18 protein-coding genes are annotated in these 21479 nt (G+C 40.1%); 12 read left to right on the forward strand and 6 right to left on the reverse strand.

Annotation, left to right across the window (positions count from 1 at the left end; all coding sequences use genetic code 11):
- Positions 1–538, reverse strand: a 538-nt coding sequence (locus PR800_RS07010; RefSeq protein ID WP_272530467.1) for a hypothetical protein, incomplete at its 3' end; no start/stop codon positions are given.
- A gap of 113 nt (positions 539–651) precedes the next feature.
- Here PR800_RS07010 and btuC point away from each other — a divergent pair.
- From btuC to PR800_RS07065, 11 genes are all read left to right on the forward strand, one after another.
- Complete coding sequence (gene btuC, locus PR800_RS07015) at positions 652–1653, forward strand: vitamin B12 ABC transporter permease BtuC (protein WP_166265437.1); 1002 nt, start codon at positions 652–654, stop codon at positions 1651–1653.
- A 5-nt stretch (positions 1654–1658) separates the two neighbouring features.
- Positions 1659–2432 carry a vitamin B12 ABC transporter ATP-binding protein BtuD gene (locus PR800_RS07020; protein WP_229597570.1) on the forward strand — a complete coding sequence of 258 codons (774 nt, stop codon included), beginning with the start codon at positions 1659–1661 and terminating at the stop codon, positions 2430–2432.
- 119 nt (positions 2433–2551) lie between these two features.
- A complete protein-coding gene (gene arnB, locus PR800_RS07025) occupies positions 2552–3697 on the forward strand; it encodes a UDP-4-amino-4-deoxy-L-arabinose aminotransferase (protein ID WP_166265310.1) in 1146 nt (381 codons plus the stop codon).
- On the forward strand, positions 3697–4689 hold the full coding sequence (gene arnC, locus PR800_RS07030) for an undecaprenyl-phosphate 4-deoxy-4-formamido-L-arabinose transferase (protein WP_102140636.1): 993 nt from the start codon (positions 3697–3699) through the stop codon (positions 4687–4689). Before arnB ends, arnC begins: the two co-directional genes overlap by 1 nt.
- Complete coding sequence (gene arnA / locus PR800_RS07035; protein WP_102140637.1) at positions 4689–6674, forward strand: bifunctional UDP-4-amino-4-deoxy-L-arabinose formyltransferase/UDP-glucuronic acid oxidase ArnA; 1986 nt, start codon at positions 4689–4691, stop codon at positions 6672–6674. The genes arnC and arnA overlap by 1 nt, the downstream gene beginning before the upstream one ends.
- Positions 6674–7567 (forward strand): 4-deoxy-4-formamido-L-arabinose-phosphoundecaprenol deformylase, encoded by an 894-nt coding sequence (gene arnD, locus PR800_RS07040; protein WP_166265307.1) that lies wholly within the window; start codon positions 6674–6676, stop codon positions 7565–7567. The genes arnA and arnD overlap by 1 nt, the downstream gene beginning before the upstream one ends.
- Positions 7568–7574: 7 nt before the next feature.
- Positions 7575–9233: a lipid IV(A) 4-amino-4-deoxy-L-arabinosyltransferase gene (arnT, locus tag PR800_RS07045; RefSeq protein ID WP_195698585.1), complete on the forward strand. Its 1659-nt coding sequence runs from the start codon at positions 7575–7577 to the stop codon at positions 9231–9233.
- A complete protein-coding gene (gene arnE, locus PR800_RS07050; protein WP_102140640.1) occupies positions 9230–9577 on the forward strand; it encodes a 4-amino-4-deoxy-L-arabinose-phosphoundecaprenol flippase subunit ArnE in 348 nt (115 codons plus the stop codon). Before arnT ends, arnE begins: the two co-directional genes overlap by 4 nt.
- Positions 9574–9981: a 4-amino-4-deoxy-L-arabinose-phosphoundecaprenol flippase subunit ArnF gene (gene arnF / locus PR800_RS07055; protein ID WP_102140641.1), complete on the forward strand. Its 408-nt coding sequence runs from the start codon at positions 9574–9576 to the stop codon at positions 9979–9981. Before arnE ends, arnF begins: the two co-directional genes overlap by 4 nt.
- A gap of 82 nt (positions 9982–10063) precedes the next feature.
- Positions 10064–10552, forward strand: coding sequence for a C40 family peptidase (locus PR800_RS07060; RefSeq protein WP_102140642.1), 489 nt, complete (start codon positions 10064–10066; stop codon positions 10550–10552).
- Between the two features lie 63 nt (positions 10553–10615).
- On the forward strand, positions 10616–11632 hold the full coding sequence (locus tag PR800_RS07065; protein WP_166265298.1) for a lipoate--protein ligase: 1017 nt from the start codon (positions 10616–10618) through the stop codon (positions 11630–11632).
- 236 nt (positions 11633–11868) lie between these two features.
- Here the strand turns inward: PR800_RS07065 and PR800_RS07070 are convergent, their stop codons facing one another.
- The 5 genes from PR800_RS07070 to ppsR form a co-directional block, all read right to left on the reverse strand.
- A complete protein-coding gene (locus PR800_RS07070; protein ID WP_004910390.1) occupies positions 11869–12240 on the reverse strand; it encodes a helix-turn-helix domain-containing protein in 372 nt (123 codons plus the stop codon).
- Between the two features lie 757 nt (positions 12241–12997).
- Positions 12998–14047: a hemin-degrading factor gene (locus PR800_RS07075; protein ID WP_272530471.1), complete on the reverse strand. Its 1050-nt coding sequence runs from the start codon at positions 14045–14047 to the stop codon at positions 12998–13000.
- A gap of 114 nt (positions 14048–14161) precedes the next feature.
- The gene (locus PR800_RS07080; RefSeq protein WP_272530472.1) at positions 14162–16318 is read right to left on the reverse strand and encodes a TonB-dependent receptor domain-containing protein; all 2157 of its coding nucleotides are present in this window, start codon (positions 16316–16318) and stop codon (positions 14162–14164) included.
- A 372-nt stretch (positions 16319–16690) separates the two neighbouring features.
- Entirely contained in the window at positions 16691–17740 is a 1050-nt protein-coding gene (locus PR800_RS07085; protein ID WP_102140646.1) for a 3-deoxy-7-phosphoheptulonate synthase, read from the reverse strand.
- A gap of 123 nt (positions 17741–17863) precedes the next feature.
- Complete coding sequence (gene ppsR, locus PR800_RS07090; protein ID WP_272530474.1) at positions 17864–18727, reverse strand: posphoenolpyruvate synthetase regulatory kinase/phosphorylase PpsR; 864 nt, start codon at positions 18725–18727, stop codon at positions 17864–17866.
- 262 nt (positions 18728–18989) lie between these two features.
- Between ppsR and ppsA the strand changes: the two genes are divergently transcribed.
- The gene (gene ppsA, locus PR800_RS07095) at positions 18990–21368 is read left to right on the forward strand and encodes a phosphoenolpyruvate synthase (protein WP_102140648.1); all 2379 of its coding nucleotides are present in this window, start codon (positions 18990–18992) and stop codon (positions 21366–21368) included.
- The last annotated feature ends 111 nt before the right edge of the window (positions 21369–21479 follow it).

Raw genomic sequence — 21479 nt, forward strand, 5'->3', positions numbered from 1 at the left:
TAGCACCGCTCTTCCTGAAGATACCTTCTTGTTTAATATGTGTCGGGCTACTTAGTAAATCAAAAATCATCGTATTCATGGAATGAAATTCTGTTTTTTTATCCTCGGGTACGTCAGGATACTGGTTGATTAATTTCTGATTTTTTAAGTAGATCCTTTCGGCATCACAAGCCTCTTTTTTAACTGAGCTATGGTTTGACAAATTACTTATTTTAAGTTCGCTGTATTTCTGGGGCTGCTCAGTATGAGTTGGCACAAGATGTTGATTTACAGAGTTGGCAAGGGGGGGGTTATTGACAGATAGTGGTAAGCTTGTAGTATTTTTAACGTATACTGGGTTATCTATAATCTCAATTTTGTCAAACATATGTCTTAGCATGAATGTGAATTTTTGATAAGTAGATATAAAAAAATTCATTCCTGTATTTTTAATGGCCTTTATCGAATGAGTAAAAGACGTATTTTTTCTTTGCTCAGACGATTGTGCTTTATTAGGGTGTATAGTATTTGCATCATTATTTTTTTTAGAAAAAATCATATGTATTACTCCAAAGTAAAAAAAATCAAAATGAGTTTAGATTCATTCATATGCTATCTCTTACATAAAAAGCTATAATTCCTTAACCTAATGAAAAAACATTTATTATCATGATAACTAACCAACTGGAGCGTTTGAAAAAAATACAGAAGGTAACAGATTTACGCTTGATTATTATGGTGGTTATCAGTCTGTGTATCGTATCCGTTTTTTACCTTTGTGTTGGGGAAATATGGTATTGGCCAAACCAATTGGTAGGGGAAAGTGCCCAGCTTTTTGTTTGGCAAATTCGTTTTCCGCGCCTATTAGCCGTGATAATTGTCGGTGCTTCTCTTGCAGTCACAGGCGCTATCATGCAAGCCTTATTTGAGAACCCATTAGCCGAACCAGGATTATTGGGAGTAAGCAATGGTGCGGGTGTTGCTGTGGTATTTACGGTACTATTGTCTTCAGGCGTGACGCATTATTGGCTATTAAGTATTAGCTCAATTATGGGAGCACTATTTTTTACTTCCATATTGCTCTATTTTGCTCGTCGTAAGAACTTGAATAACTCCAGTTTATTGCTTGTCGGTGTTGCACTCGGTGTGATTAGTGGTGCCTGTATGACATGGATGGTGTATATGAGCAGTAATCTTGATTTGCGACAGTTATTGTATTGGATGATGGGAAGTTTTAGTGGGATTGGTTGGCATCAAATTGGCCTTGTTATTGGCTGTTTACCATTTTTAATTTGGGCACTTTTTCAAGGAAATATACTAAATTATCTTTCATTGGGAACGGTACAAGCCTATCAATTAGGTATCTCAATTCATAAATGGCGCGTTATATTAATTATTATTAGTGGTGTATTAATTGGTCTTAGTGTGGCGATAGCGGGGGCAATAAGTTTTATTGGTTTAGTTATTCCTCATATATTGAGATTAAGCGGTTTAACAGATAACCGCGTATTATTAATTGGTTCTGCTGTGGCGGGGGCGTTAGGGTTATTAACTGCAGATTTACTGTCTCGGTTATTAATTGCCAATGCTGAAGTTCCTATTGGTGTTATTACGGCAACGCTAGGGGCACCGATATTTATTTTCTTGTTAATTCGTCACCAACAATGGCGGTAAAAGTGATGGATAATAAACTGATTATTGATATTAAAAATATTACCATCGATACTCGACTAGTTAATGTTTCAACTCAAGTGCTGGCTGGACAACAAATTCATCTATTGGGTGCTAATGGTGCGGGGAAAAGCACATTGTTAGCTGCAATAAGTGGCTATTTACCTGTGGATGGCGATATTTTAATAGGTGGAAAAAGTATACGGCAGTATCGTATTGCTCAATTGAGCCAACAACGTGCTTATCTTTCACAATTGGTTAACTCCCCCCCTATACTTAAAGTTTTTCAATATGTTGGCCTGTTTTCGCCTAACACAATATTTTCTACAGGTATTTTTGAACGATTATGTACAGACTTTCAACTCACATCACTATTAAGTAAGCCTATTAGCCAACTTTCTGGTGGAGAATGGCAGAGAGTTCGAATTATAGCTGCATTTTTGCAGGTCTGGGACAGCCAGCAATGCGAAGGAAAATTTATATTATTGGATGAGCCAACCAATAATTTAGACATTATTCAGCAATCAATGCTTGATAAATGGATTAAATATTTTTGTGATTGCTTAGGAACCGTTATAATGAGTGGTCATGACCTTAGTCATTCGTATAAAAATGCATCTTGTATTTGGATGATGAAACAAGGGCAGTTAGTTGCAATAGGGAAACCAGAGTGCGTCATGACAGAAAAAAAATTATCTGACATATTTATGTCTGAAATTAAGTTAGCGCACAGCACATCTCACCGAGTATGGCAGGTTATAAATTTAGTCGATGCGCAATGAGTTGTTTGTATCACACCTTTTTGCATGATAATACCGCAATGTTTGCAGGTGTTGAGGTTCGGTTAAAGTATAATTAACTAGAATATTCTATTCACAATGAAAACTAGGCTATAAACAATATGAGCAATTTCTTACCATTTTCAAAACCGGCAATTGGTGATGAAGAGGTCAAAGCAGTAGAAAACGTTCTGCGTTCAGGCTGGATAACAACGGGCCCACAGAATCATCAGCTAGAAGACGATTTTTGTAAGCGCTATGGCTGCAAACATGCAATTGCATTGTCATCAGCAACAGCAGGTATGCATGTTGTATTAATGGCATTGGGTATTGGTCCTGGTGATGAAGTTATTACACCTTCTCAAACTTGGGTGTCAACAATCAATATGATTGAGTTGCTTGGGGCAACACCTGTCATGATTGATGTTGATCGCGACACACTGATGATCCAACCTGAAACGGTGGAAAATGCGTTAACGGAAAAAACCAAAGCAATTATTCCAGTACACTATGCTGGGGCACCTTGTGATTTAGACGCGTTACGCTTAATTGCTCAAAAAGCGGGTGTGGCTTTAATCGAAGACGCTGCGCATGCCGTTGGTACACGATATAAAAACGAGTGGATTGGTGAAAAGGGAACGTCTATTTTCTCATTTCACGCGATTAAAAACGTGACCTGTGCGGAAGGTGGGTTAGTTGCAACAGACGACGATGAGCTCGCTCAGCGTGTGCGCACACTTAAATTCCACGGCCTAGGCGTTGACGCATTTGATAGGCAAATGCAAGGCCGCAAACCACAAGCTGAAGTTGTTGAGCCCGGTTTTAAATATAATTTGTCTGATATCCATGCCGCAATAGCCGTAGTGCAGTTATCACGAGTAGAGCAATTGAATCAGCGTCGTGCTGAGCTTACGGCTCGTTATCGTGAGTTACTGAAAAACTCCCCTTTACAAATGTTGAGTGTCCCTAGTTACTCACATTTACATGCGAATCACTTATTTATGGTACGTGTTGATAAAGCCGAATGTGGCATTGATCGCGATACATTCATGGAAAAATTGAAAGAGCATGATATTGGAACAGGGTTGCATTTTCGCGCTGCACATACTCAAAAATATTATCGCGAAAAATATCCTGAATTAGTTTTACCAGAATCAACATGGAATAGCGCCACATTGTGTTCGTTACCTTTATTTCCCGATATGACTGATGCAGATGTTGAACGGGTTGTTAAAGCTGTAGAAGCAGTTCTTTTGGAGTCAAAATAGTGTCACACGCAGATGAATTTGATGAGATTAAAAAAGTCTCAGTAGTAATCCCTGTCTATAATGAAGAGCAGAGCTTACCACAGTTATTGGAACGTACTATTAAGTCATGTAAACAATTAACTCAATCCTATGAATTAATTCTAGTTGATGATGGTAGTAGCGATCGTTCAGCACAAATGCTTACAGAAGCAGCGGAAAATCCTGACAACCACGTCATTGCAATTATTTTAAACCGCAATTACGGTCAACATTCTGCTATTATGGCGGGCTTTAACCAAGCTGATGGCGACTTAGTGATTACTTTGGATGCAGACTTACAAAATCCACCAGAGGAAATCCCACGTTTAGTCCAAACTGCAATGCAAGGTTATGATGTAGTTGGTACGCGCCGTGCGAATCGCCAAGACTCTTGGTTTCGCAAAACAGCCTCTAAAATGATTAATGCGATGATCACGAAAGCAACTGGGCGTTCAATGGGCGATTACGGTTGTATGCTTCGTGCATACCGTCGTCATATCATTCAAGCGATGTTGCAGTGCCATGAAAGAAGTACATTTATTCCTATTTTAGCAAATACATTTGCACGTAGAACTATTGAAATTGATGTAGCGCATGCAGAACGTGAGTTTGGTGATTCTAAATACAGCTTTATGAAGCTGATTAATTTAATGTATGACTTATTAACTTGCCTAACTACGGCACCACTGCGTTTATTGAGTGTTGTCGGAAGTGTTATCGCGATTGGCGGTTTTTTATTAGCGGTATTGTTAATTGCATTGCGTTTAATTTTTGGCGCAGAGTGGGCTGCAGATGGCGTATTCACTCTGTTTGCAGTACTCTTTATGTTTATTGGTGCGCAATTTGTTGCCATGGGGCTACTGGGCGAATACATCGGTAGGATCTACAATGATGTGCGCGCGAGACCTCGTTATTTTATTCAAAAAGTCGTTGGAGCAGATGCGAAATCCGACAAAAATCAGGAAGAAGACTAATGAAAGCTATTGTTTTTGCCTATCATGATATTGGCTGCGTAGGGCTAAAAGCGCTTGAAAAAGCAGGTTTTGATATCCAAGCAGTGTTTACACACACTGATGACCCAAATGAAAACCACTTTTACTCCTCAGTTGCGCGTTTAAGTGCTGACATGGAACTTCCTGTTTTTGCGCCTGAAAACGTTAATCACCCATTGTGGATTGAACGTATTCGCGAAATGAAACCCGATGTCATTTTCTCTTTCTACTATCGTGATATGTTAAGTGAAGAGCTGTTAGCTATCGCGCCTAAAGGTGCGTTTAATCTACATGGCTCATTGCTACCTAAATATCGCGGCCGTGCACCTATTAATTGGGCATTATTAAAAGGTGAAAGCGAAACAGGTGTAACCTTACATAAAATGGTCGCTAAGGCAGATGCTGGCGATATCATTGCTCAAGAAAAAGTGGTTATTACCGATACAGACACTAGCCTGACTTTACATGCGAAAGTCCGTGAAGCAGCGGAAGTTTTATTGGATAAAACACTGCCATTAATCGAAGCAGGTAGTTACAAAGCCGTTGCGCAAGATGAAAGCCAAGCAACGTACTTTGGTCGTCGTACCGCTGAAGATGGCTTGATTAACTGGAACAACAGCGCAAAAGAAGTTAACTGCTTGATTCGTGCAGTGACTGAACCTTATCCAGGTGCGTTCACTTATTTAGGTGCACGTAAAATGGTTATCTGGCGCGCACGCGTTTTAGATGACAACCAAGGTAAACCGGCAGGTACGGTACTTTCGAGTGACCCACTGCGTATCGCTTGTGGCCAAGGTGCTATCGAAGTTGTTAGCGGTCAAAGTGAGACCGGTTTATATATGCAAGGTAACCGCCTTGCTAACGAAATGGGGATTGTGACTGATGTCCGCGTTGGTGCGAAACCAACAGCACAAGTTAAGCGTCGCACACGTGTTCTTATTTTAGGTGTGAATGGCTTTATTGGTAACCATTTAACAGAACGCCTGTTAAAAGATGGTAACTACGATATCTATGGTATGGATATCGGCTCTTCTGCAATTGAGCGTTTCATTGGTAACCCACGTTTCCACTTTATTGAAGGTGACGTTAGCATCCATACAGAATGGATTGAATACCACATCAAAAAATGTGATGTTATTCTCCCTCTGGTTGCGATTGCGACGCCAATTGAATATACCCGTAACCCACTACGCGTTTTCGAATTAGACTTTGAAGAAAACTTGAAAGTTGTACGTTACTGCGTGAAATATAACAAACGTATCATCTTCCCATCGACATCTGAAGTTTATGGTATGTGTGATGATAAAGAGTTTGATGAAGATGAGTCACGTTTAATTGTTGGTCCAATCAATAAACAACGTTGGATTTACTCAGTTTCTAAACAATTACTTGACCGAGTGATTTGGGCATACGGTGCGAAAGAAGGTTTGAAATTCACCTTATTCCGTCCATTCAACTGGATGGGACCTCGCTTAGATAGCTTGAATTCTGCACGTATTGGTAGCTCACGCGCTATTACTCAGTTAATTCTAAACTTAGTTGAAGGCTCGCCAATTAAACTGGTTGACGGTGGCGCACAAAAACGTTGCTTTACAGATATTAAAGACGGTATCGAAGCATTGTTCCGTATCATCGAAAATAAAGATGGTAAATGTGATGGCCAGATCATCAATATCGGTAATCCAACAAATGAAGCGAGTATTCGTGAATTAGCAGAAATGTTGTTGGAAAGCTTCGAAAAACACCCACAACGTGGAAAATTCCCTCCATTTGCGGGCTTCCGTGAAATCGAAAGCAGCAGCTATTATGGCCAAGGGTATCAAGATGTTGAACACCGTAAACCAAGTGTTGAAAATGCACGTCGTTTACTTGATTGGGTTCCAACTATCGATATGAAAGATACCATTGAAGAAACATTAGATTTCTTCTTACAAGGTGCAGTTGAAGAGTTAGGTAATAAAGACTAATGAAAAAAGTTGGCTTGAGAATTGATGTGGACACCTACCAAGGTACTTTAAAAGGGGTTCCACAGTTACTCAAAGTGCTTAAAGAGCATAATATTCAGGCCAGCTTTTTCTTCAGTGTAGGACCCGATAACATGGGGCGCCATTTATGGCGCCTTTTGCGTCCTAAATTTCTGTGGAAAATGCTTAGGTCGAACGCAGCATCCCTTTATGGGTTAGATATCTTATTAGCGGGCACAGCATGGCCGGGTAAAAAAATTGCTAAGGATTTAGGCTACTTGATGAAACAAACTTTGGATGCTGGCCATGAAGTTGGCTTACATGCATGGGATCATCAAGGTTGGCAGGCTAAAGTTGCCAAATGGAGCAAATCACAGCTGACTGAGCAAGTTAAGTTAGGTGTTGATGCGTTAGAGCAAGCCATTGGGCATCGTGTGACTTGTTCGGCCGTTGCTGGTTGGCGAGGTGATGAGCGAGTGTTAGAAGTTAAACAAATGTTTAACTTTGACTACAATAGTGATTGTCGTGGTAAATATCCATTTAGGCCAATTTTAGCCGATGACTCACTTGGGACAGTTCAAATCCCTGTCACACTGCCGACTTACGATGAAGTTGTAGGAACAGTCGTGAGTGATGACGCATTTAATGATTTTATTCTTCAAGCAATTAAAGAAGATCAAGGCGTTCCAGTTTATACTATCCACACAGAAGTGGAAGGAATGTCCAAATCGGAACAATTTTCACAATTATTGGAACGAATTACTCAAGAAGAAATCCAATTCTGTACATTAAGTGAATTACTGCCAGATGATTTGAATTCATTGCCAAAAGGGCGTGTGGTGAGGGCACCATTCCCCGGACGTGAAGGCTGGTTAGGCTGCCAAGAAGAGGAATAAGCAACCTATGTTGAATAACCGAGCGAGCAAAGTAGGAGCCTCTCTGCTGGCTCTTTTTTTTATCTTAACCTATTTGTTGCCGTTAGATAGCCGTTTACTTTGGCAACCAGATGAAACACGATATGCAGAAATTAGCCGTGAAATGTTACAGCGTGGAGATTGGGTTGTTCCTTACATGCTGGATGTGCGTTATTTTGAAAAGCCAGTAGCAGGTTACTGGATAAACAATATTAGCCAAATGATCTTTGGTGAAACTAACTTTGCTGTTCGTTTTGGCTCGGTTTTTTGTATTCTTCTTAGTGCATTACTTGTCTATCGTATGGCAAAAATGATGTGGCGTAATAACCACGTTGCTTATGTTGCAAGCCTCATTTATATCTCGATGTTCTTAGTGTTCTCCATCGGGACCTACAGTGTGCTCGACCCAATGTTGTCCTTATGGATAGCAGCAAGTATGTTTTGTTGCTTATGGGCAATGAAGTCGAGGGAAGTCAAATCTAAATTAGCGGCATGGCTTTGCCTTGGGCTAGCATGTGGCATGGCATTTATGACTAAAGGCTTCTTAGCCCTCGCTATTCCAGTGATTGTCATGCTTCCTGTCACAATCTACCAAAAGCGGTTCCTTGAGTTACTTAAGTATGGGCCTCTCGCAATCATTTCTGCGGTTATTATCAGCTTGCCATGGGCCTTAGCAGTTGCAAAACAAGAGCCTGATTATTGGCATTATTTCTTTTGGATTGAGCACATTAAGCGTTTCACGGCAGATGACGCTCAGCATATAGCACCGTTTTGGTATTATATTCCAATTATTATTCTTGGTGCGATCCCATGGGCAGGCTTGCTACCGGGTGCGATCATGAAAGGCTGGAAAGAACGGAAATCTAGCCCCGATATGTTTTTCTTACTGTGCTGGTTTGTTGTCCCAGTTATCTTTTTCAGTATTTCCCGTGGTAAATTACCCACGTATATGTTGCCGTTTATGGCACCACTGGCATTGCTTATGGCGAAGTATGGGGTTGACTGTGTCCGTAATGGTAAAATGAACGCATTGAAAGCCAATGGGGTCATTAATGTTGTATTAGGAATTGCGGCTGTTATAGCGGTAATTGTCGTGAGCACGGTGATCAAAAAGCCACTGTATGAACCTGATGAATGGTCAAAAATGGTATTGGGGGTTGTGGCATTTTCTATCTGGGCGATTATTGGTTACCTATGTACAGTATTAAATGCAAAGTATTGGCTATGGGCAGCATCATGTTCTTTAGCTGTAAGCTTGTGTATTGGTAGTGCTCTACCGAACAACACCATTGATTCTAAATTGCCTCAAAACTTTATTCATCAAAATCATGATCTACTGATGAATAGCAAATATTTGATGGCGAGTAATGTTGGGGTCGCAGCAGGCCTTGCGTGGGAAACGCAAAATTCCAATATCTATTTATACAATAGCAGTGGAGAGCTAAGGTATGGTTTGGAATACCCAGATAGCCAACATCGCTTAATTAAACCAGATCAATTTGCACAGTGGTTAGAAAAAGCACGCAAGGAAGGGCAGGTAACCGTTGTCTTTTTATTAGGCCGTAAAGAAGGGTTACCGGATATCCCTAAGCCAGATGAAGTCATTAAAAATTCACGTATGGCGATTGTGGTATACCATCAACAATGATTGCACAACTATTGCTGTTATTGCTGGTTAGCGTTTTGACCTGTGTTGGGCAAGTTGCTCAAAAGCAAGCCGTCGTCAATTGGCAGAGTAATAAAACCAATAAAACAGCATCAGCCCTTCGGTGGCTGGTGCTGGCAGTTTTCATGCTAGGACTTGGCATGTTGTTTTGGCTGAAATTATTGGAAACCATGCCGTTGAGTATTGCTTATCCAATGCTAAGTATTAATTTTGTATTAATTACACTAATTGGCCAGTTTGTGTATAAAGAGCAAACAGGGCTTAACCACTGGTTAGGGGTTGTGGCCATTATGTTTGGTATTTTGCTAATGAGTATCAGCGTATGAATAAGGGGTATTTATGGGTGATTGGCAGTGCGTTATTAGTCACAGTCGCTCAACTGAGCTTAAAAGCAGGGGTAGTTGAACTACCCTCATTCACACTTGGCTGGCATTGGCTACAATTTGATTGGTTACTCGCTAATATTGCTAGTTTAGGAATTATTTTTTTAGGGTTAGTTTGTTATGCGTTATCGATGTTATGTTGGCTATTAGCATTAAAATACATAGCATTGAATAAAGCTTACCCGCTTATTAGCCTAAGCTATGTTTTTGTTTATTTATTAGCAGTTTTCTTACCTTGGTTTAATGAACCCGCTACAGGGTTAAAGGCCACTGGTATTGGCTTTATTTTATTAGGGGTATGGCTAATTAGCCGGCCCAATAAATCATCAAGTGATAGAACAGAATAATTTCTTAGTTGCTTATATTATCGTCATCACGCACTATAATATAAGCAAGTTATCGTAATGAGATAGATAAATAAGGTGCTTTATGGTTATTAAAATACAACACCTACCACTATTACTGTGTTTAGTTTTAATTGGTTGTTCATCAACGCCTGTTAAAAGAACGCCACCACCACCGTTAAAAACACAGTTATCAGATCCAATCATGACGATAGCACAATTAAAAGACCAGCTAGAGCAGTGGTATGGCACGCCTTATCATTATGGTGGAATGAATCAAAACGGTGTTGATTGTTCCGGCTTTGTCTATCGCACATTTAATGATCGCTTCGCCATTCAACTACCTCGCACAACGGTGGATCAAACTCAATTAGGCACACGTATTGATAAATCTGATTTGATGCCAGGGGATTTAGTCTTCTTTAGGACGGGCTCAGGAGAGAATGGGCTGCATGTGGGTATTTACGATACCGATAATACATTCATTCATGCGTCAACGAGTAAAGGGGTGATCCGCTCATCAATGGATAACGTTTATTGGCGAAAAGTGTTTTGGCAGGCAAGGCGCATCTAAATTCACTATTTTATTCAGTGATTATGTTATCTTAAGAGCAAGTTTTGTTTTAAGGATAACTTAATGTCAACAGTACGTTTACTCATCTCTGGATCCTACGACCCTTGGTTTAACCTTGCGGTTGAAGAAACTATTTTCCGACAAATGCCAACTGACCAACGTGTTATGTTTCTCTGGCGAAATGCTGACACGGTAGTTATAGGGCGTGCGCAGAATCCGTGGAAAGAGTGCAATACTCGAAAAATGGAAGAAGATAATGTCCGTTTAGCCCGGCGTAGCAGTGGCGGTGGCGCTGTTTTTCATGATTTAGGTAACACGTGTTTTACGTTTATGGCAGGAAAGCCGGAGTATGACAAAACGGTTTCTACACAAATTATTGTCGATGGGCTAGCACTTGTCGGTATTAACGCAGAAATATCAGGTCGTAATGATTTAGTCTTAGATACTGAAAGTGGCCCACGAAAAATTTCGGGTTCTGCATACCGAGAAACGAAAGATAGAGGTTTTCACCATGGAACCTTACTGATTAACGCAGATTTAGGTCGCTTAGCAAATTACCTGAATCCGGATCCTAAAAAATTACAGGCAAAAGGGATCACATCTGTACGTTCTCGAGTGGCTAATTTATCTGAGCTTGTCCCCCATATCTCTCATGAAATTGTTTGCGAAGGAATCATTAAGAGTTTTTTTAATTACTTCGGTGAAACGGTCGAAGCAGAGTATATCTCCCCTGAAAAATTACCTGACTTGCCAAATTTTGCAGAAACCTTCGCTAAACAAAGTAGTTGGGAGTGGAATTTTGGACAAGCACCCGCTTTCTCTCACTATTCTGATACCCGTTTTCCTTGGGGAGGAATTGAGTTTCATTTTGATATCGAAAAAGGTGTGATAAATCGCTGCCAGTTTTTTACAGATAGCTTAGACCCATCCCCTTTGGAGTGGTTAAGTGAGCAATTATCGGGTAAAGCCTATCAAACAGAAACGATACGCTCTTTGAGCAAAGAGATGGCCGTTAAATGGCCACAATTGCAGGAGCAGTTAGCTGATTTGGAAAACTGGCTAGTCCATGAGTTAAGTTAAAAAAAGAGCCGATATAATCGGCTCAGACTGGCGACAAACATTTATGTTTAGCGGCAGTCTAATAGGTTATTGAAAATAAAAGAGGAAAATCAATTTGTTGATTTTCGACTGATAACACAAAGCGGGAAAAATCACACTTTTATCTCGCTTTGTCAACAACCTTGAGCCGATATAATCGGCTCAGACATAGACTACAAAATTGCAAATAACTAATAGGAAGGGACGTTCTAAAATAATCAGTTATGACAGCTACAAGTCATAAAGTTTTTGCATTCAGGTAATTCACCCGATTGGCGAAATTTTGCAGGCGTTGTATCAAAGTGCTTTTTAAAGATACGGGTAAATGTTGCCTGTGAACTGAAGCCATATTGCAATGCGATATCAAGAATAGGTAAGTTGCCTTCACGTAATGATTTGGCCGCTTCTAATAAACGACGTTTACGGACGTATTCGCCAAGCGTGCAACCTTTCATTTCTTTGAAAACACGCTGTAAATGCCATTTTGAATAACCGCTTTTATCGGCAATTGTGTCGATTTTGATGCCTTCATTGCGCTGCAACTGGCTTTCAAGCCATTTAACAATATCGTTGACTACACTTTCTGACATATTTACCTCCTACTCAAGTAGGCTATTGTTCATTAATAACTAATAATAACTCACGAAATTAGGGTCTATTCTTCCTGTTTTTCCGATATATCGATAGGCTAAACGTGCGGTTTTTTAATGAGAATAACTATCAGTACAATAGATGTTGAAAAAATTAACATTTTAAACATTCATCATTGTATGTTTAAAGTTGTTTTAATTCAAGTGATTATATTATTTTGGTGTTTTGTTTAGGTGATGACAAGGCAGACGTCTTATTACGTTCAAGAAAATTGATTAAGCCATTCGAAATTATTAACCAAGTAAATAATTGAAAAATTATTGTTTCATTTATAATCATTTTTCTATAACAATAAACAGGAAATTCCGAGGTAATTGTTTTGGTGGGAGAAGACCATAATTGTATTTCGGGGAGTAATAATCAATAGAATACGGTAAGTATGATGTACTATACTCGTCATATTTCAAGTTGCAGCGTTGTTGACCGCGCTCAGCTCGCCGGATCACATACTCATGTATGCTCATCGGTCTCTCTTCACTTGTCGCCTAGCTGCAACTCGAATTATTTAGAGTATATGTGAGTAGTAGACAATGATGTTATTTCTATACCGCAAAAGCGGTTTATATTGTTGCTATGAATAAATCAGGTAAAGGGTTCTATGGCAAATTTCATCTCTAGCTTAATCCACTATCTCTGATAGGAAAGGATCCAGAAAATTACCATTAGAAGCCCGTTTATCTTTTTATTATTCTTTTATCAAATACGTGATATAGAAAGAATTTGTTTGCTCCATTCTATTTGTTCTGGTGTGCCTTCTATGCGCTGGCCATACATTTGAATAATTTGGTTACCTTGGGTATCAAAGACCTCAAGGCTTGTTACAAAGCCATCTTTAGTTGGCTTACGTGTGACCCAGCACTCAGAAATGCCGCTTTCAATGAGATGAAGTTTAAAGTTTGTACTTGAAATATTTAACCAATCAGTTTGAGAGCTTTCAATAGAGAGTGATGATAGTTCATTTATTTTTCCTGTAAATATTTGCACGCATCCACGGTTTCCTACAAAGAGCATCACTTCATTTTGTGCTTGGTATGCAAGGGAAAGCAGATCAGATAAGGCCGTTGAAGGTACTTGCCATGCTAATTCTTTGCTAACTACACGAAAAACTTGCTGACGACTTAAATTGTGTTTCTTTAATATGCCAAAAAACTGATGAACATTTGTCATCTCACGCCATTGTTGTTCTAATTGAGAGGCGAGTTCTTCGCTGATTTTCTGTTCTGAAAATGGCGAAATTGTTTTAGGTTCGATAGGCGGATTTTCTGATGTGTTGTAGCGTTCTATTATGGCTTGCCAAGCAGCCATATCCGTGTTGTCGGTGGAAAAGACTTTGTGTAAAGAATCACCATATTTATCGAAAAATTGAATACTGTGGCGAGTTCCCTCTGGCGTTTCTTCAGTGAGTGCAAAAATTGAACTCCACTGCGCAAAGAACATACGTAAGTCTAATGCTTTAGGGTTTAGAAATAGCCCACCATGGCTGCTAAATTTCGGGTTATTATATGCGCCCGTTTGAATACTAACAGCATACTGATTGCGAGTGATCCCTATAGCTTTCCCTATCGTGGTTAAATCTTGCAAGATATCAACGGGTTTGCTGACCAATCGTTGAACATTATCTTTACCGACACGACAATGAATTAACTGGGCTTCAGATACGCCAAGTAAGGCCGCTATTTCTTGGGAGTGCTTATGAGTGTACGTTTTTTTAGCTTGTAGGTAATCATGATAGAGGTTTGAATTCACAAATTTTTCCTTAATGAAATGACAAGACACAGTGAAACGTTATCAACTGATTTATTTTTATACTATTGATAAAATTAATAAAATCAGTTGATAACATGGCTTTTTACTACTTAACTACCAGTTGTAATTCATGTTGAGATAAAAGTTTCGGCCTTCTTGAGGAACTCCCATTGAAGAAACATACGGCTTATCGAATGCATTCTTCATTGTGAGAGTCGAACTTAATCCTTTTATGAATTGATCTGCTTGGTAATTCACATAGAAATCATGAATGCTATAGCCAGCATGCTGAATGACTTCTTTATGATAACGATCTAAACCTTGGCCTGATTTGTGATGCCACTTTTTATATTTATCATTACCTTGAAGTTGCGTTCTTGCAGAGAATTCCCCTATCCAACCTAGAGTAAAGCCGGTACTAGCAACTGGTACATTGAATCGAGTCGTTAGTGTTTCAGGGCGTATAGACGAAAGAGAATAATGATAGCCGTCTTCTCTACCTGTGGTTTTATTGTGATTGATATTTAATTCAAACCACGGTGTTCTGTAGCTTATAAAGCTATCGATGCCATAAATGGATGCGCTGGGGATATTGATATAATAAAGTTCATCGGGGAACCATTGGCCATACCTTGGCGTATAGAGGCCTTCGAGGGCAATATGATTTTTAGATTTGGTCTTAAAGTAGGTTGAACCAAATTGAAGGTCGCTATTATCAATAAGTACCCCATCAAAACTGAATTTTACGCCTGTTTCGAGGGTTTTATTCGTTTCTGGAAGTAAATCAGGCGATGGGCGAAAGTTCGAGGAAGTGCCAAAAAAGGGTATAGTGAAATGGTTTGAATTGTTATAAAGCTCGGACATACGTGGGGTACGGTATGCTTCAGCGTATGATGAAAAAAGATTGAGCCAATGGGTTGGAGTAATACTAACAGCCATACGGGATGACAAGTTGGTATGTTTACTTTCAGGGAAATTATCCCTCGATGCACGGTATTGTGTAAAGCGCGTTCCAATTGATAAAGTTAACGGTAATTGATGCAATGTCATGTCATTGACCAACCAGCCTGACATGTTGTCGAGTTCTGCCGGTGGATAACTTATTGCATACTGATTCGACGTTTGCTTTTGCTGATAATATTCGAAACCACTTTGAATATGATGATTTACCCAGTTATACATAGGTAACGTGAAGCTATTAGTAAATTTAGTCCCATAGGTATATTGATTTCGCGCTTCAGAGCCATACTCTTTTGGTTTGCTCTTGACCTTAATTGTATCAGTTTGATCTAAATATAAATCTGTATAATAAACATCCCACTGAGCTTGCCAATTTATCTCATTTTTGGGTGTAAAAAATTGGCTAATGGCAATATCTCGCTGATGGCTTTGCCTTTCATGCGGTGTATTTGGATATCTATTTTTTTCTGAAGGTTTAGCGGGTTGTTTTACCCCTAAACTGTTGTTGCGGTATTCTTTTAATTGTAACGTCAAGTTATATGAAGGGTGGGCAAGCCAACTACTTTTGAGCATCCAGTTGCTTAGCTGTTCAGTATTATCAACTTCTTCAAATTCGGGTGAGCCGAGTAGGTACTTTTTACGTTGACTATAGCTGAATAGGGTATCCGTTGATTCAGTTCTGCCCAACAGCGTTGCACCTGCATAGTAACCGTGGTCATTACGGTTAATACCGCTGAATACCTGGCCACCGAGTTTTTGCCCTGGTTTTAATATGTCAGCTGCGTTTATTGTTTTGAATGAGACAACCCCAGCTAATGCACCGCCGCCATGATGTACAGATGATGCGCCTTTATGGACGTAGACTTTTTTTATTAAGGTGGGGTCAATAAATGTGGCTTCATATAAGCCGGAATAAAAGTCTTGGGTGATATTATCAACAGTGACTTTAACACCTCGTGAATCATAACCTCGCATTTGAATGCCCTGGCCATAAGTGCTATTGGAACCAGAAACAAATACCCCAGCTTGGCCTTTTAGTAAATCTAAGGCGGATGTTGCAGATTGATATTCAGGTGCTTTTGCATCAATTACATCGACTTGTTCTGCTACAGCGATATTCTCTAAACTAAGAGGTGAGGTAGAAACGTGAATAATGTCGCGGGTATCCGTTTTTGACATTGCTTTTGGAGTCGATGAATTTTCAGCCAAGACTGTGTGGCTAAACCCGGTCATTACGACAGTAGCAGTAAGAGCTGAGAGTGATATTCTATGATTTTGATGGAGTGATGCAGGCATCGATTTAAACAGCATAGGAAATCCTTTCCTTTGGTTTCAGAATTTGCTGGCTGCCTGGATAAGTTATCTGGGTGGCATGCAATGAGTATTTGTACAGCGTATTTGTTTATTTGAACTAGTTGGCTCTGTAATGTTGCAGCGAATAGCAAGGGCTAGGCTACGGGTTACCTGACAGATAAATTAGTTCGTAGTGAGAATTATTATCGTTAGTGAGAGGTGGGTCAAGAATTTTTTAGATTAAAATGCTGTTTTTGTTTGAATGATTAAATTATTATATCGTTTTGGTTATATTTAAATGATAATTATATTTATTATAAAATATAAAAGCCCTTTAGTTTTTACTTCACTAAAAGGCTTATTGTAAGAAATAGATTGGCGTTATTAAGCTTATTTGAAGCGTGACTCAACAGCTTGAGCAAGAATTTCAATAAGTTGTTCGGTATCTTCCCAACCAAGACATGGGTCGGTAATAGATTGGCCATAAACTAACGGTTGGTCAGAAACCACTTTTTGTGTGCCTTCAACTAAGAAGCTTTCTGCCATCACTCCACTGATAGCGGTCGAGCCATCTTTTATTTGCTCCGCAATATCTCGTGCAACTTCGAGTTGGCGACGATGAATTTTTTGACAATTACCATGGCTGAAATCGACCACTAAATGCTCTGGTAATTCAAATTTACGTAGTTTGTCGCAAGCTGCGGCTAAGTCACCGGCAGTGTAATTAGGCTGTTTACCGCCACGCATAATTATATGCCCATGCGGGTTACCACTAGTTTGGTAAATCGTCATTTGCCCGTTTTTATCCGGTGATAAAAACATATGCTGTGCTTTTGCCGCTCTTATCGCATCAATAGCAATATTTATATTACCGTCAGTCCCATTTTTGAAACCAACAGGGCAAGACAGTGCGGATGCCATTTCACGATGGATTTGGCTCTCTGTTGTACGGGCTCCAATAGCTCCCCAACTAATGAGGTCTGCAATATATTGTCCAGTAACCATATCAAGAAATTCGGTTGCTGTAGCTAGCCCTAATTGGTTAACTTCAATCAGTAACTTGCGTGCTAAGCGGATGCCTGTATTGACTTGGCAAGAATTGTCGAGGTTAGGGTCTGAAATTAACCCCTTCCAGCCAACGACAGTACGCGGTTTCTCAAAGTAAGTTCGCATGACAATTTCTAAACGGTCTTGATGACGTTCTCTTAATACATTTAATTTTTTCGCGTATTCAATAGCGGCATCGATGTCATGAATCGAACAAGGGCCGACAATGACAAGTAGACGAGGATCTTCACCAGATAGAATCTGTTCAATTCGTTTACGTGACGTTGTCACGTTGTCAGCAACTTTTTGGGAAATAGGAAATTCATCAGCGAGAGTTTGTGGGGTAATTAAGCTATCCACTCTCGCAGTACGTAATTCATCAGTTTTGTGCATTTTCTTTCTCAAAAAACTTTAATAGGCATATGCCCTATAAGTGATTAAGATCACAATAAACGAATGTGGCTTAATTTCAACCTCCAACTTAGCAGGAATGAATATTTTTTTTATTAGTATTGATTAAAATATTCGTCTTTGTAAGCCCATGGTATCAATCACTTTTGCAGAAATCTCTTCAACAGAATAGTTCGTTGTATTTAAGTAATTGATTTTATTTTGTCTAAATAAAGCTTCCACTTCCGCTATCTCAATACGACATTGCCTGATGGATGCATAACGGCTATTTTCACGGCGCTCTTCACGAATGGCCGCTAACCGTTCAGGGCTGATAGTTAAACCGAATAACTTATGAGTATATGGGCGCAACGCTACAGGTAACTGTAAGTTATCCATATCATCAGCCGTGAATGGGTAGTTTGCGGCTTGGATACCAAATTGCATCGCTAAATAGAGACTTGTTGGCGTTTTACCACAACGTGAAACACCAATAAGTATCACTTGGGCTTGGTCTAAATTACGTAAAGAAATCCCATCGTCATGAGCTAGAGTGTATTCAATGGCAGCTATACGTGCATCATATTGATTCATATTCTGCATAGACAAACCATGAGTTCGGTTGAGTTTCGGCTCGGGTTCTAGGCCAACTTCCTTTTGAATTGGGGCGACTAAACTTTGGACGATATCTTGGCAAAATCCGGCACTTTGGGTGATGATTTGCTTTACTTCAGGGGAGATAATCGAATAGAACACTAAAGGGCGCAACTGGGTTTCTTGGAAAATAATATCAATTTTTTGTTTAATTTCCTGGGCGCGGGCTTCGCTTGTCACAAACGGCAGAGTATAAGAAATAAATGACAGAGGAAATTGAGAAAGTACGGCGTGTCCCAAAGTTTCAGCGGTGATTGCTGTCCCATCAGAAATAAAAAAAACAGTGCGTTGAACTTGGCTTGCCATATTATTCATTGCTCCTAATTCGGTCATCATTATTCGTCTCTTATTGTATTTATCACTGGATATTGGGAGATATTATCTTTGTTTAAAGTTTAAAAATTAGTTTGTAGGGGGAACTATAGCCATTTTTTGAACGATTTTTAGAACAAAAAAGTTTTCTTCAGTGATGGAACGATTCACCAGTCCATCTTCTCTTATCGTCTGTGCTAGTCTATTTCACGAGGCGAATTTTCGCCAACGAGATTTTTTACGATTTGTACTCTGTCACTAAATTGCTATAAAAGGATCGCTTTCAATGTCCACAAATGGCCTCACTCCGTGTAATGTACTTTGGTATAACCAATTAGGGATGAATGATGTTGACCGTGTAGGAGGCAAAAATGCTTCTCTCGGTGAAATGATCACTAACTTATCTGATCTGGGAGTATCCGTACCTAACGGTTTCGCGACAACCGCACAGGCGTTTAATGATTTTCTGGAGCAGAGCGGTGTAAATCAGCGCATTTATAACCTGCTAGATGAAACGGATATTGATGATGTGAACCAACTGGCTGTAGCAGGTGCTCAGATCCGTCAATGGGTGATTGATACCCCACTGACGAAGGAGTTGGAACAAGATATTCGTGATGCATTCGCGCAATTGTCAGAAGGTGAAGCGGAAGCCTCATTTGCTGTCCGTTCATCGGCAACCGCTGAGGATATGCCTGACGCTTCGTTTGCAGGGCAACAGGAAACATTCCTTAACGTTCAAGGGATAGACGCAGTATTAGTTGCGATTAAACACGTTTTTGCTTCACTGTTTAATGACCGTGCGATTTCATATCGTGTTCACCAAGGTTATGACCACCGCGGTGTAGCGTTGTCCGCGGGCGTTCAACGTATGGTACGTTCAGATTTAGCCTCATCGGGTGTTATGTTTACGATTGATACTGAATCGGGTTTCGACCAAGTCGTATTTATCACCTCTGCGTATGGTTTAGGTGAGATGGTGGTGCAAGGCGCTGTGAACCCAGATGAATTTTATGTTCATAAGCCAACACTAACCAATAACCGTCCCGCGATTGTGCGTCGTACACTGGGCTCTAAAAAATTACAAATGGTGTATGCCAACAGTAAAGAGCACGGTAAACAAGTACAAATCGAAGATGTGCCAGAAGCGCTACGCAATCGTTTCTCTTTAACTGATCTCGAAGTGGAAGAGCTTGCACGCCAAGCTATACAGATTGAAAAGCACTACGGTCGCCCAATGGATATTGAGTGGGCAAAAGATGGTCACAATGGGCGTTTGTATATTGTCCAAGCAAGGCCAGAAACCGTTCGCTCTAATCAACAAGTGATGGAGCGTTATCAATTAAAACAACAAGGACAAGTTTTAGTTGAAGGACGTGCAATTGGTCATCGTATTGGTTCTGGGGTTGTTAAAGTCATTCATAACTTGAGTGAGATGGATAGAATTCAGGCCGGTGATGTACTCGTTACCGATATGACTGACCCTGATTGGGAACCTATCATGAAAAAAGCCGCTGCGATTGTCACGAATCGTGGTGGACGTACCTGCCATGCCGCAATTATTGCTCGCGAATTAGGTATTCCAGCTGTTGTAGGATGTGGTGATGCAACTGACCGTTTGCACGAAGGCCAAGAGGTGACCGTTTCTTGTTCAGAAGGTGATACGGGCTTTGTGTATGAAGGAAAACTGGCGTTTGAAATTCACAGCTCTGAAGTGAGTGATATGCCAAATCTAGATGTCAAAATCATGATGAACGTCGGCAACCCTGACCGTGCATTTGATTTTGCTTGCTTACCTAATGAAGGCGTGGGTTTAGCGAGACTTGAGTTTATCATCAATCGTATGATTGGTGTTCACCCAAGAGCGCTGCTGGAGTTTGATAAGCAATCTCCTGAGCTACAAGCAGAAATTCGCCAAATGATGGCAGGTTATGATGACCCAATTGAGTTCTATATTGGCAAATTAACCGAAGGAATTTCGACTCTAGCCGCGGCTTTTTGGCCAAAACGCGTTATTGTTCGTCTATCTGACTTCAAGTCAAATGAATATGCCAACTTAGTCGGTGGGGATATTTATGAGCCTGAAGAAGAGAACCCAATGCTAGGTTTCCGTGGTGCTGGCCGTTATGTGTCTGACAGCTTCCGCGCCTGTTTTGCATTAGAGTGTGAAGCGGTTAAACGTGTTCGTAATACTATGGGCCTAACGAATGTTGAAGTCATGATCCCATTTGTGCGGACAGTTGCACAAGCGGAGTCAGTGATAGCAGAACTGGCGAAACATGATTTAAAACGTGGTGAAAACGGCCTAAAAGTCATTATGATGTGTGAAATACCATCAAATGCTTTACTGGCTGACCAATTCCTCGAACATTTTGACGGGTTCTCTATCGGTTCGAATGATATGACTCAGTTAACATTAGGCCTTGATAGGGATTCAGGTGTTGTTTCTGAATTATTCGATGAACGAAACGATGCAGTTAAAGCGATGTTATCCATGGCAATACAAGCTGCAAAACGCCAAAATAAGTATGTAGGTATTTGTGGTCAAGGGCCATCCGACCATCAAGACTTCGCCCAATGGCTGGTCGATGAAGGTATTGATAGCTTATCTTTAAACCCTGATACTGTCGTACAAACGTGGCTAACAATAGCTGAAAATCAATAGTTATCTCGTTTATTAATTATCAGGCTGAATGTGAATTACATTCAGCCTTTGCATTTACTTGATTAAAACTGCCTATTATAGAAATTGATAAATACTATTATAAGTAGATTA

Origin of the sequence: Providencia sp. PROV205 (assembly GCF_028479505.1) — a bacterium.
GTDB lineage: Bacteria > Pseudomonadota > Gammaproteobacteria > Enterobacterales > Enterobacteriaceae > Providencia > Providencia huaxiensis.